The sequence below is a fragment of the Giesbergeria sinuosa genome (genome assembly GCF_042652905.1).
GTDB classification, from domain to species: domain Bacteria; phylum Pseudomonadota; class Gammaproteobacteria; order Burkholderiales; family Burkholderiaceae_C; genus Simplicispira; species Simplicispira sinuosa.
The window spans coordinates 113,692-127,499 of sequence record NZ_JBHSHJ010000002.1; the positions used below are offsets into that span (position 1 = coordinate 113,692).

10 protein-coding genes are annotated in these 13,808 nt (G+C 57.1%); 8 read left to right on the forward strand and 2 right to left on the reverse strand.

All coding sequences use genetic code 11. From position 1 onward, the window contains the following. Position 1 precedes the first annotated feature (1 nt). The gene (locus ACFO6X_RS03195) at positions 2–1,597 is read right to left on the reverse strand and encodes a methyl-accepting chemotaxis protein (RefSeq protein WP_382430001.1); all 1,596 of its coding nucleotides are present in this window, start codon (positions 1,595–1,597) and stop codon (positions 2–4) included. 232 nt (positions 1,598–1,829) lie between these two features. Between ACFO6X_RS03195 and ACFO6X_RS03200 the strand changes: the two genes are divergently transcribed. From ACFO6X_RS03200 to ACFO6X_RS03225, 6 genes are all read left to right on the forward strand, one after another. Beyond that, entirely contained in the window at positions 1,830–2,429 is a 600-nt protein-coding gene (locus ACFO6X_RS03200) for an RBBP9/YdeN family alpha/beta hydrolase (RefSeq protein WP_382430003.1), read from the forward strand. Between the two features lie 140 nt (positions 2,430–2,569). After that, positions 2,570–3,574 (forward strand): sulfate ABC transporter substrate-binding protein, encoded by a 1,005-nt coding sequence (locus tag ACFO6X_RS03205; RefSeq protein WP_382430005.1) that lies wholly within the window; start codon positions 2,570–2,572, stop codon positions 3,572–3,574. Between the two features lie 3 nt (positions 3,575–3,577). Next, positions 3,578–4,471, forward strand: a complete 894-nt coding sequence (gene cysT, locus ACFO6X_RS03210) for a sulfate ABC transporter permease subunit CysT (protein ID WP_382430007.1) — start codon at positions 3,578–3,580, stop codon at positions 4,469–4,471. Next, entirely contained in the window at positions 4,468–5,382 is a 915-nt protein-coding gene (gene cysW, locus ACFO6X_RS03215) for a sulfate ABC transporter permease subunit CysW (RefSeq protein ID WP_382430009.1), read from the forward strand. The genes cysT and cysW overlap by 4 nt, the downstream gene beginning before the upstream one ends. Positions 5,383–5,393: 11 nt before the next feature. Next, positions 5,394–6,518 carry a sulfate/molybdate ABC transporter ATP-binding protein gene (locus ACFO6X_RS03220; RefSeq protein WP_382430011.1) on the forward strand — a complete coding sequence of 375 codons (1,125 nt, stop codon included), beginning with the start codon at positions 5,394–5,396 and terminating at the stop codon, positions 6,516–6,518. 49 nt (positions 6,519–6,567) lie between these two features. Continuing rightward, positions 6,568–7,095 carry a disulfide bond formation protein B gene (locus ACFO6X_RS03225; protein WP_382430013.1) on the forward strand — a complete coding sequence of 176 codons (528 nt, stop codon included), beginning with the start codon at positions 6,568–6,570 and terminating at the stop codon, positions 7,093–7,095. Here ACFO6X_RS03225 and argA read toward each other — a convergent pair. Then, on the reverse strand, positions 7,082–8,428 hold the full coding sequence (argA, locus tag ACFO6X_RS03230; protein ID WP_382430015.1) for an amino-acid N-acetyltransferase: 1,347 nt from the start codon (positions 8,426–8,428) through the stop codon (positions 7,082–7,084). The genes ACFO6X_RS03225 and argA overlap by 14 nt on opposite strands. 312 nt (positions 8,429–8,740) lie before the next feature. Here argA and hrpA point away from each other — a divergent pair, with 312 nt between their 5' ends. Continuing rightward, positions 8,741–12,703 (forward strand): ATP-dependent RNA helicase HrpA, encoded by a 3,963-nt coding sequence (hrpA, locus tag ACFO6X_RS03235; protein WP_382430500.1) that lies wholly within the window; start codon positions 8,741–8,743, stop codon positions 12,701–12,703. Positions 12,704–12,812: 109 nt separating this feature from the next. Further along, positions 12,813–13,796: a Bug family tripartite tricarboxylate transporter substrate binding protein gene (locus ACFO6X_RS03240; protein WP_382430017.1), complete on the forward strand. Its 984-nt coding sequence runs from the start codon at positions 12,813–12,815 to the stop codon at positions 13,794–13,796. Positions 13,797–13,808: the final 12 nt, after the last annotated feature.

Sequence of the window (13,808 nt, forward strand, 5' to 3'; positions counted from 1 at the left end):
TTTAGGCATTTAGGCGCAGGGTGTGGGTGTGTGCCCCATCCACCTTGAACACCGCCACCAGATTGGCCAGTTGCTGGGCTTGGGCCTCTAAGTTGGCAGCAGCCACCGTGCTTTGTTCTACCAGTGCGCCATTTTGTTGCGTCATCTGGTCGAGCTGGCCCACGGCCAGATTGACTTGTGAGATGCCTTCGCTTTGCTCCACAGCCGCTGCACTGATCTCACCAATCATGCCGCTGACGCGCTGTACGCCTTGCACGATCTCGCCCATCGCCGTACCCGCATCGGCGACCAGTTGGGTGCCAGAATTGACTTTCTCGACACTGGCTTGGATCAGCTGTTTGATTTCTTTGGCGGCTGCCGCACTGCGCCCTGCCAGACTGCGCACTTCAGTGGCCACCACTGCAAAGCCGCGGCCTTGTTCGCCGGCGCGTGCTGCCTCTACAGCCGCATTCAGGGCCAGAATGTTGGTTTGGAAGGCAATGCCGTCGATTACGCCAATGATGTCGCCAATTTTCTGGCTGCTGTGGTGGATTTCCTGCATTGTCTCCACCACTTGCTGCATCACCACACCACCTTTGCTGGCGGAGTTGGCGGCGGTGCTGGCCAAGGTGTTGGCCTGCTGGGCCGACTCGGTGCTTTGGCGCACCGTGGCAGTGAGCTGATCCATGCTGTGGGCGGTGGTCTCCAAACTAGAGACCGTCTGTTCGGTGCGGGTGCCCAAGTGTTGGTTGCCACTGGCAATATCGGCACTGGTAGCGCGCAACTGCTGGATGTTGTCACGCACTGCCGCCACCAAGGTATGGATGCGCTGTTGCATGTCACGCACAGCAGCCATCACACTGCTGGTGTCATCGGGGCGCACGGGCACTGCCACTGTGAGGTCGCCATGCTGGATGGCCTGCACTACGGCCCGCACTTCATTGGGTTCGGCACCCAGTTCATGGTTGATGCTACGCGATACCGTGGTCGTTACCCCCACACTGATCAACACTGCCAGTAGCGTGATACCCAACATGATGCCGGTAAATTGCCCTGCCTCATGGTTGGCAAACTGGCTGTTTTGGATGATGCGTTTTTCCTCAAAATCGATCAACCGATTGATGGCTGCCAGCCATTGTGTGTATTGGGGCTTGGCCTCGGCCCAGAGCAGGGCTTCGGCACCGGCACGGTCGCCCGCTTGCATCCGTTCGATGACTTTGCGTGATGTAGCCACCGTGCGCACTTCAATCTCTTTGATGGCTTGCAGCAAAGTGCCCACTTCGGTGGGGATGTCTTTGCCCGCTTGCAGCGCGGTGTCGAGCTGGGTGCTCGAAGCAGCATAAAAGGCCGCCAGTTGCTCAATGGCCTGAAGCTCCTTTTGGCGTGATGCCTCGTCTGGGGCCAGCACTACATCGCGTAGCGCAATGGAGCGGTCGTGCGCCGATCCCCGAAAGTTGATGGCGGCCCGCTGAATGATCACATTTTGGCTGGCGTTGGCACTTAAGGCCGCATCGATGCCACGCGCGATATACACGCTGTAGACCGACATGCCCAACAACACCAGAATGACCAGACCGAAGCCTGCCATCAGGCGCTGGCTGATTTTCCATGTCTGCATAAGTATCTTTCTTGAGTGTGGACGGGTATAGAAGGCAGTGTCGGTGATTTGTTCCGATCTTGCAGCGCAGTTTGGCTATCAGGGGTATTGCAAGGTAGCTATCTGGGCCGGATGCTGCGTTATGGTGCTGCGGCACCTTTATAAGATGTTTTTATTATGAATTAAGAGAAATATATTCTTTTGGGTTTTAAAGCTGGCATCGCAGAATGGCCTTTATGGCAACCTTTCCCGAATGGCAAGCGTGACTTCCCGTATCTCAACCATCATTGTTCCTGGCTGGCGCGACTCTGGCCCCGGCCATTGGCAGACCTTGTGGGCACAGCGTCTGGATGGCGCCTCCCGTGTGGTGCAGGACGACTGGATCACCCCTGCACGCACAGCCTGGGTGGGCCAGTTAGAGAAAACCGTGCTGGCGGCACCACACCCGGTAGTGTTGGTAGCACACAGCTTGGGTTGTATTGCCAGCATTCATATGGGGCCAGAGGCATCAGCACGGGTGCAAGGGGCTTTATTGGTGGCTCCCGCCGATCCAGAACGGCGTGCCATCCTGAGCGATTTTGCGCCGGTACCTTATGCACCGCTGCCCTATCGCAGCATAGTGGTAGCCAGCAGCAACGATCCTTACTGCCCGATTCGTCTAGCGGGCGCCTATGCCCGTGCTTGGGGCAGCGAGTTTGTGCGGCTGCAAAATGCAGGTCATATCAATGTGGAGTCGGGTTATGGCGAATGGCCGCTAGGGATGGCGTTGTTGCAATCACTCACAGGGGCATTGGATTGGGGTGGGACTGCGGTGGCGGCAGATCCCGGTACTGTCAGGGTCTCTGCGGGTTGATGACCAGAAGCCCCTAGACGCCAACAGTAGGCTTCTTTATATTCTTTTTGATAGATAAATTAACAAAAATATGTTCTTTTGGTTTTGAAGATGGTTGCGGCAGAATCCTGCCATCTTTGGCTTCCAATGTGACCTGTACCATGACTTCTTTCCAACTCAAGTCCCTTTTGGCGGCAGCCGCACTGGCAGTCGGTGGCATGGCCTCGGCACAGACAACGCTGCTCAATGCTTCCTATGATGTAGCGCGTGAGTTCTACAAAGATTACAACCCTGCTTTTGTGGCCCACTACAAAAAAACCACGGGCAAGGACGTGAAGATTGACCAAGCCCACGGCGGCTCCAGCGCCCAAGCACGCGCTGTCAATGATGGCTTGGCCGCTGATGTGGTGACCATGAACACCACCACCGATATCGAATTTTTGGCATCCACTGGCGTCGTAGCCAAAGATTGGGCCAAAAAGTTTCCGCACGATGCCTCCCCCACCACTTCCACCATGCTGTTTTTGGTGCGCAATGGCAACCCCAAAAACATCAAAGACTGGGATGATTTGACCAAGCCCGGCGTACAGGTGATTGTGGTCAACCCCAAAACTGGCGGCAATGGCCGCTATGCCTATCTGGCCGCCTGGGGCGCCGTGCGTGAAAAGGGCGGCACCGATGTCCAAGCGGCGGAGTTTGTCAGCAAACTCTACAAAAACGTGCCAGTGTTGGGCAAGGGCGGGCGCGATGCCACGGCTATTTTCTTGCAACGCAACATTGGTGATGTGCTTATCACCTTCGAATCTGAAGTGTTGTCAATTGACCGTGAATTTGGTGCAGGCAAGGTGGATGCGGTCTATCCTTCGGCCAGCATCGTGGCCGAAAACCCAGTGGCCGTGGTTGAGCGTACTGTCGCCAAAAAAGGCACTGCTGACGTGGCTAAAGCCTACCTGAACTATCTCTACTCGGACGAAGCGCAAGAGATTGCCGCCAAACACGCACTGCGCCCGCGTTCTGAAGCCGTGCTCAAAAAGCACGCCGCTACCTTCAAGCCAATCAAACAATTTACGGTAGCCAAGTATTTTGGTTCGTTGGGAGAGGCGCAAAAAGTCCACTTTAACGATGGTGGGCAGTTCGACAAGCTCTACACGCCCGGCGCTAAGTAAGTCATGAGCATTGCCACGTCTCCCGCACCGCTGGGTGCGGCGGGTGCTGCTGCGCCTCGCCGTGCTTCGGGCAAAGCCAAACGGGTGTTGCCCGGCTTTGGCCTGACCTTGGGCTACACGCTGTTTTATCTCAGCATCATTGTGCTGATTCCACTATCGGCGCTGTTGTTCAAAACCTTTTCCCTCACTTGGCCCCAATTTTGGGAGGCCATCAGTTCGCCCCGTGTCGTGGCTTCGTACCAACTCACCTTTGGTGCCTCGCTACTGGCAGCACTGGTCAATCTGGTGTTTGGTTTGCTGATTGCTTGGGTGCTGGTGCGCTATCCGTTTCCGGGCAAAAAAATCGTTGATGCACTGGTCGATCTGCCCTTTGCCCTGCCCACAGCAGTGGCCGGTATTTCGCTCACAGCACTGCTGGCCGGCAATGGCTGGATCGGCCAATATTTGGAGCCGCTGGGTATCCAGTTGGCCTTCAAGCCTGCGGGCATTGTGATTGCCCTGATTTTTATTGGTCTGCCCTTTGTGGTGCGCACGGTGCAGCCGGTGCTGGAAGATGCAGAAAAAGAACTCGAAGAAGCAGCCACTAGCTTGGGTGCAACGCGCTGGCAAATTTTTTACAAAGTGATTTTGCCCACCGTCACTCCAGCCCTGATGACCGGCTTTGCGATGGCCTTTGCCCGTGCGGTGGGGGAGTATGGCTCGGTGATTTTCATTGCAGGCAATATGCCCATGATCTCCGAGATCACGCCGCTCATCATCATTGGTAAGTTGGAGCAGTACGACTATGCTGGGGCCACCGCTGTGGCTGTGGTGATGTTGCTGATCTCCTTTACCTTGCTGCTGATTATCAATGCGCTGCAAGCTTGGCAGCGCCGCCACGCTGGAGCCCCCGCATGAGTGCTGCCCCTACCCGTACTGTGCGCCGCGCCCAAGCGGGCACCACTGAAGCCGCTTGGGTACGCTACACATTGATTGGCGTGGCATTGGCCTTTGTGCTGTTGTTTTTGGTGTTGCCGTTGGCGGCGGTGTTTACCGAGGCGCTGCGCAAGGGCATGGGCGCCTATCTGGCTGGTCTGACCGAGCCTGACGCTTGGTCGGCTATCCAACTGACCTTGATTGCGGCGGCCATTGCCGTGCCGCTCAATTTGGTTTTTGGTGTGGCGGCGGCTTGGTGTATTGCCAAGTATGAATTTAAGGGCAAGGCGTTTTTAACCACGCTGGTCGATCTGCCATTTTCGGTCTCGCCGGTCGTGGCCGGGCTGGTTTATGTGCTGATGTTTGGCGCCCAAGGCTGGGTTGGCCCTTGGTTGCAAGAGCACGACATCAAAATCATTTTTGCTGTGCCTGGCATTGTGTTGGCTACCATTTTTGTAACGTTTCCGTTCATTGCCCGTGAGTTGATCCCGTTGATGCAGGCACAAGGCAACGACGAGGAGCAGGCCGCCATTGTGTTGGGGGCCAGCGGTTGGCAGACCTTTTGGCATGTCACCTTGCCCAATATCAAATGGGGTTTGCTCTATGGCGTCATTTTGTGTAATGCCCGTGCAATGGGCGAGTTTGGTGCGGTGTCGGTCGTGTCGGGCCATATCCGGGGCCAGACCAACACCCTGCCTTTGCACGTAGAGATCTTGTACAACGAGTACCAGTCGGTGGCCGCCTTTGCGGCAGCCTCGCTGTTGGCCCTGCTGGCGCTGATAACGCTGGTGATCAAGTCGGTGGCCGAGTGGCGCAACGAACAGGCGCTAAAAGCAGCAGCAGAGTTGCCCCCTGAGCGCCCCACACCAGCCACAGCCCCCACGGCGCGCTGAAAGAACACACCATGAGCATTCAAATCCGCAATATCAGTAAGCAGTTTGGCACCTTTCAGGCGCTGCGTGATGTCAGTCTGGACATTGATTCTGGCGAGCTGATCGCATTGTTAGGGCCATCGGGCTGCGGCAAGACCACTTTGCTGCGCATCATTGCTGGGCTGGAGACGCCTGATGTGGGCAGCATCCATTTCTCGGGTGAAGACACCACCGATGTCCATGTGCGTGACCGGGGTGTGGGCTTTGTGTTCCAGCACTATGCGTTGTTTCGGCACATGACGGTGTTTGAGAATGTGGCCTTTGGCTTGCGCGTCAAGCCGCGCAATGAGCGCCCCAGCGAAGCCCAGATCAAGAAAAAAGTCACCGACTTGCTCAAGCTGGTGCAACTCGATTGGATTGCCGATCGGTATCCCTCGCAGCTCTCGGGTGGTCAGCGCCAGCGTATTGCCTTGGCCCGTGCCTTGGCGGTTGAACCCAAGGTGCTGCTGTTGGATGAGCCGTTTGGTGCTTTGGATGCCAAAGTGCGCAAAGAATTGCGCCGCTGGTTGCGCCGCCTGCACGATGAGCTGCATGTCACCAGTATTTTCGTTACCCACGACCAAGAAGAAGCCTTGGAAGTGGCCGATCGCGTGGTGGTGATTAACCAGGGCAAGATTGAGCAAAGTGGCTCGCCACAAGAGGTGTGGGAGCATCCAGCCAGCCCATTTGTGTATGGATTTTTGGGTGATGTGAATCTGTTCCATGGCCGTGCCCACGAAGGGCTGGTGCATCTGGAGGGCATGGCGCTGGACTCGCCCGAGCACAGTGCAGCACAAAATGCCAAGGCTTTTGCCTATGTGCGTCCGCACGATTTGGACGTGGAGCGTTACGTTACCGGTGCTGGGTTGGATGCACAGGGGCGCGCACGCGGCATCGTGGCGCAATTGAGCCGTGCCATTGTGGTGGGGCCGATTGCCCGGTTGGAACTTATTGCGCTGGACGATGCCAAACCCGCAGACAATGCAGCCCCCGAAGCCCTGATTGAAGCGCAAATTCCGGCGCAACAGTTCAAGGAGATGGGGCTGCGTGAAGGCGAGACGCTGGTTGTCACACCCCGGCGTGCGCGCGTGTTTTTAGACCACGCTGCCAACATTTAACCGGGCTACCTTGGTGGGTGGCCCCCCTGTGGCAGCCACAAGGATAGATATGGGTTTTTTGAACTGCTTGGCCGGTGTATCGCGCCGGGTGCTGGTTTCTATCGCAGCCATCTGCGTTGCCATGCTGGCTTTTGGCGCTTATCTCCAACATGGGTTGGGGCTGGAGCCTTGTCCCATGTGCATCGTGCAACGCTATGCGCTGGTGCTAGTGGCTGTGACCACTGGCATAGCCAGTTTGCGCGATGGCAGAGGCTGGCAAATGGGTTGGTCGGTGGCGGGCTTGCTGGCCGCCGATTTTGGTGCCTTTACTGCCGCCCGCCAGAGTTGGTTGCAGTGGTATCCCCCCGAGATTGCTACCTGTGGCCGTGATTTTTACGGCATGATTGAGAACTACCCCATTAGCCGCGCATTGCCCATGATCTTCCGTGGGTCGGGCGACTGTACCGTGATCGACTGGACTTTCTTGGGAGGGTCGATTGCCAACTGGTCGTTTGTTGGTTTTGCTGGTTTCAGTATAGTGCTGACGGCGCTGCTTGTGGCTTTGCTGCGCCGCAGCAACCACGTTACAACTTCTTGACCAGCACTTGGCTGCGCCGATCCCAGTTGTACTTGCGTTTGCGTGCTTCGGGCAGCCAGTCGGGGTCTACATTCTGAAAACCGCGCTTGATAAACCAGTGCATGGTGCGGGTGGTCAGCACAAAAATGCTGCTCAGGCCCATTGCACGGGCACGTTGTTCAATGCGCTTGAGCAGCTTTTCACCATCGCCAGTTCCTTGGCTTTGCGGTGATACCGTGACGGCGGCCATCTCGGCGGTTTTGGCTTCGGGATAAGGGTACAGGGCAGCACAGCCAAAAATCACACCATCGTGTTCAATGATGGTGTAGTTTTCAATGTCACGTTCAATTTCTGTGCGGTCACGTTTTACCAATGTGCCATCGCGTTCAAACGGCTCAATCAGTTGCAAGATGCCACCCACATCGTCAGCACTGGCTTCGCGCAGTTCTTCCAACTTTTCATCGACGATCATGGTGCCTATGCCGTCGTGGACGTACACCTCCAGCAGCAGTGCCCCATCGGTAGCAAAGGGCAGGATGTGGCTGCGCTCGACGCCCCCTTTGCAGGCCTTGACGCAGTGCTGTAAGTAAAAGCCAGTATCGGTAGATTGGTGGGCTGGGGGCAGTTGCTTGAGCAGCGCCTGGGCCGTGTCCAGTGGCAATTCGGTATCAATCGGGTTGTCTTCGCTGGCGGGCTGGTCGGGGTGAACGCGGATGCCGGGCACTTCGGTCAGAAAAATCAACTTGTCGGCCTGCAATTCAATCGCCACACTGGTGGCAACCTCTTCCATAGTCAGGTTGAACGCTTCTCCGGTGGGTGAGAAACCAAAGGGCGACAACAACACCATCGCGCCAAAATCCAGCGATTGTGTGATGCTGGCTACATCCACCTTGCGCACCAGCCCCGAGTGCTTAAAGTCCACACCATCAACGATACCCACAGGCCGGGCCGTGATGAAGTTGCCCGAGATCATTCGCACTTTGGAGCCTGCCATGGGCGTATTGGGTAGCCCTTGGCTGAACACCGCTTCAATCTCGTAGCGCAATTGACCAGCGGCTTCTTGGGCGCAGTCTAGCGCCACCTCGTCAGTGATGCGGATGCCGTTGGAATAACGGGCTTCATGGCCTTTGGCGTGGAGTTGCTCATTCACTTGGGGCCGAAAACCATGCACCAGCACGATTTTGACGCCCATGCTTTGAATCAAGGCCAAGTCTTGCGCGATGCTGGGTAGTTTGCCCGCTGCAATCGCTTCGCCTGCCAGGCCGACCACAAAGGTCTTGCCCCGGTGCATGTGGATGTAAGGCGCCACAGACCGGAACCAGGGCACGAAAGTGAAATTGAAGACAGTGGACATGCGGGTTTCAAAAAAGGTCAATCAGGCAAAACCAGCAAGGGGCTGGAATAATGGGCGATTCTCTACGAATTCAGCGGTATGGGCGATGCAACCCAGCGGCCTTTGTCGCGCTGCCGCCATACACCGGTGTGTGCTCGTACCAAATTTGCTACCAAAAGTGAAGATTTGGGCAAACCACCCTTACAGTAAGACAGGCTGGGATAATTGGCGATTCTCTAAAAAGTCGCTGCCTTGACTGCTTCTACCTCTGCTTCCCCCCTCCAAATCACCTTTCCAGAGTCGCTGCCGGTATCGGCCCGGCGCGACGAGATCATGGCTGCTTTGCAGCAGCACCAAGTCATCATTGTTTGTGGTGAGACTGGCTCGGGTAAGACCACCCAACTGCCCAAAATCGCGCTGGCCCTAGGGCGTGGCAAACTGAATGCCGCACCCGGCCAAAAAGGCCAACTCATCGGCCACACCCAGCCACGGCGCATTGCCGCCAGCAGCGTCGCCAAACGCATTGCTGAAGAGTTGAATACGCCATTGGGCGAAGTGGTGGGCTACAAGGTGCGCTTTCAAGACCGCCTGAGCCGCGATGCCTCGGTCAAGCTGATGACCGATGGCATTTTGCTGGCCGAAACCCAAACCGACCCGCTGCTCAAAGCCTACGACACCCTCATCATTGACGAGGCACACGAGCGCAGTTTGAACATTGATTTTCTGCTGGGCTACATTCGGCAAATTTTGCCGCGTCGGCCCGATTTGAAGGTGGTCGTCACCTCGGCCACCATCGATGCCGACCGCTTTGCCCAACACTTTGCCAGCGCCAAAGGGCCAGCGCCGGTCATCATGGTGTCGGGGCGTACCTTTCCAGTAGAGCAACGTTGGCGGCCTTTTGAAGAAAGCCGCGACTACAGCTTGAACGATGCGATTGCCGATGGCGTGGATGAACTGTGGCAGGGCCGTGCAGGCGGCGATATTCTGGTGTTTTTGCCCGGCGAGCGCGAAATCCGCGAAGCTGCCGACCATCTGCGCAAGCATTTGGCCCACCACCCGGTCACGCGCAGCGCCGAGGTGTTGCCGCTGTTTGCCCGCCTGAGCCAAGCCGAGCAAGACCGCATTTTTGACGGCCACACTGGGCGGCGCATTGTGTTGGCCACCAACGTGGCCGAAACCTCGCTGACTGTGCCCGGCATTCGTTACGTGATTGATGCCGGTACGGCGCGGGTGAAACGCTACAGCCTGCGCAGTAAAGTAGAACAATTGCTGGTAGAGCCGATCAGCCAAGCGGCGTCCAACCAACGTGCAGGCCGCTGTGGCCGGGTGGCGAATGGCATTTGCATCCGCTTGTACGATGAGGCAGATTTTGCGGGCCGCCCGCGCTTTACCGACCCTGAAATTTTGCGCAGCTCGCTGGCCGGGGTTATCTTGCGCATGAAGTCTTTGCACCTGGGCGTGGTAGAAGATTTTCCGTTCATTGATGCACCCTCGGGCCGTGCCATTGCCGATGGTTACCAGTTGCTGAACGAACTGGGCGCTGTGGACGAGCGCAATGACTTGACCCCTATCGGGCGCGAGCTGGTCAAACTGCCGCTAGACCCGCGTGTAGGCCGCATGATTTTGGAAGCGCGTGCCAGAGGTGCTTTGAACGAGGTGTTGATTATTGCCAGCGCCTTGAGCCTACAAGATGTGCGCGACCGCCCCCTAGAGGCACAGCAACAGGCCGACCAGCAACACGCCAAGTTTGATGACGACAAGAGCGAATTCAGTGGCTACCTCACGCTGTGGAACTGGCTGCAACAAGCCCGTGGCGGCACGCCACCCACCTTGCCTTCGGCACGAATACAGCAACAGCAAGCGCGGCGCAAAGGGCCATCACAGGCCGTGTTGCCTGTGGCGCAACGTCTGGCGGCCCCAGCACCCATCGCTGCACCCATACCTGCACCTGCCATAGCTACCGCCCCCACGCACAAACTCAGCAACCGCCAATACGAGCAGTTGCTACGGCAAAACTTTATCAACGTGCGCCGGGTGCGTGAGTGGCGCGACGTGCATAGCCAATTGCTCACGGTGGTGGCTGAACACGGTTGGACACTCAACCCACAACCGGCCAGCTACGAGCAATTGCATTTGTCCATGTTGTCGGGCTTGCTGGGCAATATCGGCTTCAAGCCCGAGGAAGAAGATGTGTACCTGGGGGCGCGCGGTATCAAATTCCACCGCCATCCGGGCGCGCATTTACGCAAAAAACCGGGCCGTTGGATAGTGTGTGCCGAGTTGGTCGAAACCACACGCCTGTTTGGTCGCGGCATTGCTGCCATCGAGCCCCAATGGCTAGAAGAAGTGGGCGCACACCTGCTGAAAAAGCAGTTGCTCGACCCGCACTGGGAGAAAAAAGCCGCCGAAGTGGTGGCCTTTGAGCGGGCCACACTTTATGGCATCGTTGTTTACAGCGGGCGGCGCATGGGTTACGACAAAATTGACCCGCACGCCGCCCGCGAGATGTTTATCCGCCAAGCCTTGGTCGCAGGTGAAGTACCGGTAGACTGGGACAAGCGCCTGCCTTTTCTCAAGGCCAATGAAAAACTCATTGCCAAGGTGGAGGAGCTAGAGCACAAATCCCGCCGCCAAGATGTGTTGGTGGATGAAGAACTGATTTTTGCTTTTTACGACCAACAAATTCCGCAAGACCTGTGCAATGGCCGCACTTTTGAGCAGTGGTACAAGAGCGAGAGCAAAAATCGCCCCGATTTACTCAAACTGTCACGCGATGAACTGATGCGCCACGAGGCCGCTGGTATCACCACCAGTGCCTTTCCGCGTGTGGTGCGGCTGGGCGGTGTGGACTGTGCCGCCAGCTACCTGCATGAACCCGGCGATCCACGCGATGGCCTGACTGTCACCGTGCCGTTGTTCGTACTCAACCAAGTGCAGGAGGAACGCTGCGAATGGTTGGTGCCGGGTATGTTGAAAGACAAAATCCAAGCCCTGCTCAAAAGCCTGCCCCAGCGCCCGCGCAGCCGCTTTGTGCCCCTGCCCGAATCAGCCACCCGCCTGGCCGAACTGCTGGGAACGCCCGACCGCATTGGTCATATCGGGCTGGTAGATGCTTTGCTCAAGCAGGTGCGCGACGAAACCTCTTTGGATGTGAAGCGCACCGACTTCAAATTGGATATGTTGCCTGCGCACCTGTTCATGAACTTCCGTGTGGTGGATGAGCATGGACGGCAGTTGGGGCATGGGCGCAATTTGGGGGCGCTCAAGGCAGAACTGGGGGCCAAAGCGCGTGGAGCCTTCCAAGCACTGGCAGGCTTAAAGCTAGCCAGCCAATCAAGCTCTGGCGCCACAGCTACGCCAGAACCAGATGCTTCCCCGCGCCCCCAGATGGCCGCCAAAGCCAAGGCCGCCCCCCAACTGCCAGAAACAGCCACCCCGGCCAATGCAGAACAACGCTACACCGCTTGGACATTTGGTGAACTACCCGAGTTGATGGAAATTGGCCGACGCGGCCAAACTTTGATTGGTTTTCCGGCCCTGATCGATGGCGGCGATGCTGTGACCATTGAAGTGTTTGATGAGCCAGAAGTAGCCGCTGCCAAGCACCGCATGGGCTTGCGCCGCTTGTGTGCGCTGCACATTAAAGATGCGCTCAAATACCTCGAAAAAAATATCCCTGATTTGCAAAAAATGGCCGTGGCCTACATGCCACTGGGTACGCAAGAAGAGCTGCGCCAGCAAATTATTGATATCGCCATCGACCGGGCCTTTTTATTGGAGCCGTTGCCCACCACCGCGGCCGATTTTCAACGCCGCATTGATGAAGGCCGAGGCCGCCTGACTTTGATTGCCAATGAGGTGGCCCGACTGGCAGGCACGGTCTTGGCCGAATACGCTGTGGCGGCCCGCAAAATCAAAGACACCAAAGGTGCCCCTGAAGCTACCGCCGATGCCGCACAACAATTGCAACGTTTGATGCCAAAAAACTTTTTGGCATTGGCACCGTGGCCGCAATTGGCCCACTTTGCACGCTACCTCAAGGCCATCACCTTACGGCTAGACAAGTTCCGCGCCGACCCAGCCCGCGATGCCGCCAAACTGATGGAGTTGCGCCCACAAGAGCAACGCTATTGGCGTTTGGTGGCTGAGCGTAAGGGCCAGGTGGATGCCCGCATGCAAGAGTTGCGCTGGCTGCTAGAAGAGTTGCGCGTGAGTTTTTTTGCCCAAGAGCTGCGCACACCCCAGCCAGTCAGTATCAAGCGGCTAGATAAGCTGTGGGGACAAATCAATAGTTGATTGCACAGGTGATCATGCCCTTTATTATCGGCAGTGGTGTGGGGCTGCACACAATGCAGACCACCACACTCCCCACAATCTCTGTGATCCGGTAAGAGAAGGAACCACTATGCAATCTTCCGTTTGTTCGTTGGCACGCCGTGCCACGGTGTTAGCTTTGGCCTCTTTGGCCTTGGCCCCTGCGGTACAGGCCCAGGATGCTTGGCCCGCCAAACCCATTGTTTTGGTGTCGCCCTATGCCCCAGGCGGCACTACGGATGTGTTGGCGCGTCTGCTGGCCCAGCAACTGCAACAGCGTTTGGGCAAGAGCGTGATTGTGGAGAACCGTGCTGGCGCTGGTGGCAATATCGGTACCGACTTTGTCAGTAAGGCCAAACCGGATGGGCACACCTTTTTGGTGGCCTCTAGTGGCCCTATTGTGATTTCTGGCGCGTTGTACCCTAAGCTGCCTTACAAGCCAGCCACTGATTTCACGCCGGTGGCCCCGTTGGCACGCGCTTCTTTTGTGTTGGCGGTGTACGAAAAATCGGGCCTGAATTCGGTGGCCGATGTGGTTGCCAAGGGCAAGGAAGGCAAGCTCAATTTTGGCTCGGCAGGTTCTGGTACGCCCCAACACATCATTGGCGAAATGTTCAATGCTGCTACGGGCACCAATATCCAGCATATCCCCTACAAAGGGTCTGGCCCGTTGCTGACAGATCTGGTGGGCGGACAGGTGCCCATGGCCTTTGAGAATCCATTGCCGATCATGCCCCAGGTCAAGGCGGGCAAGGTCAAGGTGCTGGCCGTTACCAGCGCCCAGCGTTCGGCAGCGTTCCCACAAGTGCCCACCTTGGCTGAAAGCGGGGTCAAAGGCTTTGATGCCACACCGTGGTACGGCTTGTTGGCGCCTGCTGGGTTGCCCGCAGCCATCACTGCCCGCATGAATACTGAGGTGCAGGCCATCATGAATTCGGCAGAAACCAAAGAAAAACTGGCCGGTTTGGGGGCTGAGCCGATGGCCATGAACCCCGAACAATTCAAGTCCATGATTGCCACCGACATCCAAAAGTGGTCAGCGGCTGTGAAGGCATCGGGAGCCACGGTAGACTGATTTTTTTCTCAG

Excerpts from the sequence above, each read along its gene's own strand:
- ACFO6X_RS03195 (WP_382430001.1), bottom strand. The coding sequence starts at position 1,597 with ATGCAGACATGGAAAATCAGCCAGCGCCTGATGGCAGGCTTCGGTCTG.
- ACFO6X_RS03200 (WP_382430003.1), top strand. The coding sequence starts at position 1,830 with ATGGCAAGCGTGACTTCCCGTATCTCAACCATCATTGTTCCTGGCTGG.
- ACFO6X_RS03205 (WP_382430005.1), top strand. The coding sequence starts at position 2,570 with ATGACTTCTTTCCAACTCAAGTCCCTTTTGGCGGCAGCCGCACTGGCA.
- cysT (WP_382430007.1), top strand. The coding sequence starts at position 3,578 with ATGAGCATTGCCACGTCTCCCGCACCGCTGGGTGCGGCGGGTGCTGCT.
- cysW (WP_382430009.1), top strand. The coding sequence starts at position 4,468 with ATGAGTGCTGCCCCTACCCGTACTGTGCGCCGCGCCCAAGCGGGCACC.
- ACFO6X_RS03220 (WP_382430011.1), top strand. The coding sequence starts at position 5,394 with ATGAGCATTCAAATCCGCAATATCAGTAAGCAGTTTGGCACCTTTCAG.
- ACFO6X_RS03225 (WP_382430013.1), top strand. The coding sequence starts at position 6,568 with ATGGGTTTTTTGAACTGCTTGGCCGGTGTATCGCGCCGGGTGCTGGTT.
- argA (WP_382430015.1), bottom strand. The coding sequence starts at position 8,428 with ATGTCCACTGTCTTCAATTTCACTTTCGTGCCCTGGTTCCGGTCTGTG.
- hrpA (WP_382430500.1), top strand. The coding sequence starts at position 8,741 with ATGGCTGCTTTGCAGCAGCACCAAGTCATCATTGTTTGTGGTGAGACT.
- ACFO6X_RS03240 (WP_382430017.1), top strand. The coding sequence starts at position 12,813 with ATGCAATCTTCCGTTTGTTCGTTGGCACGCCGTGCCACGGTGTTAGCT.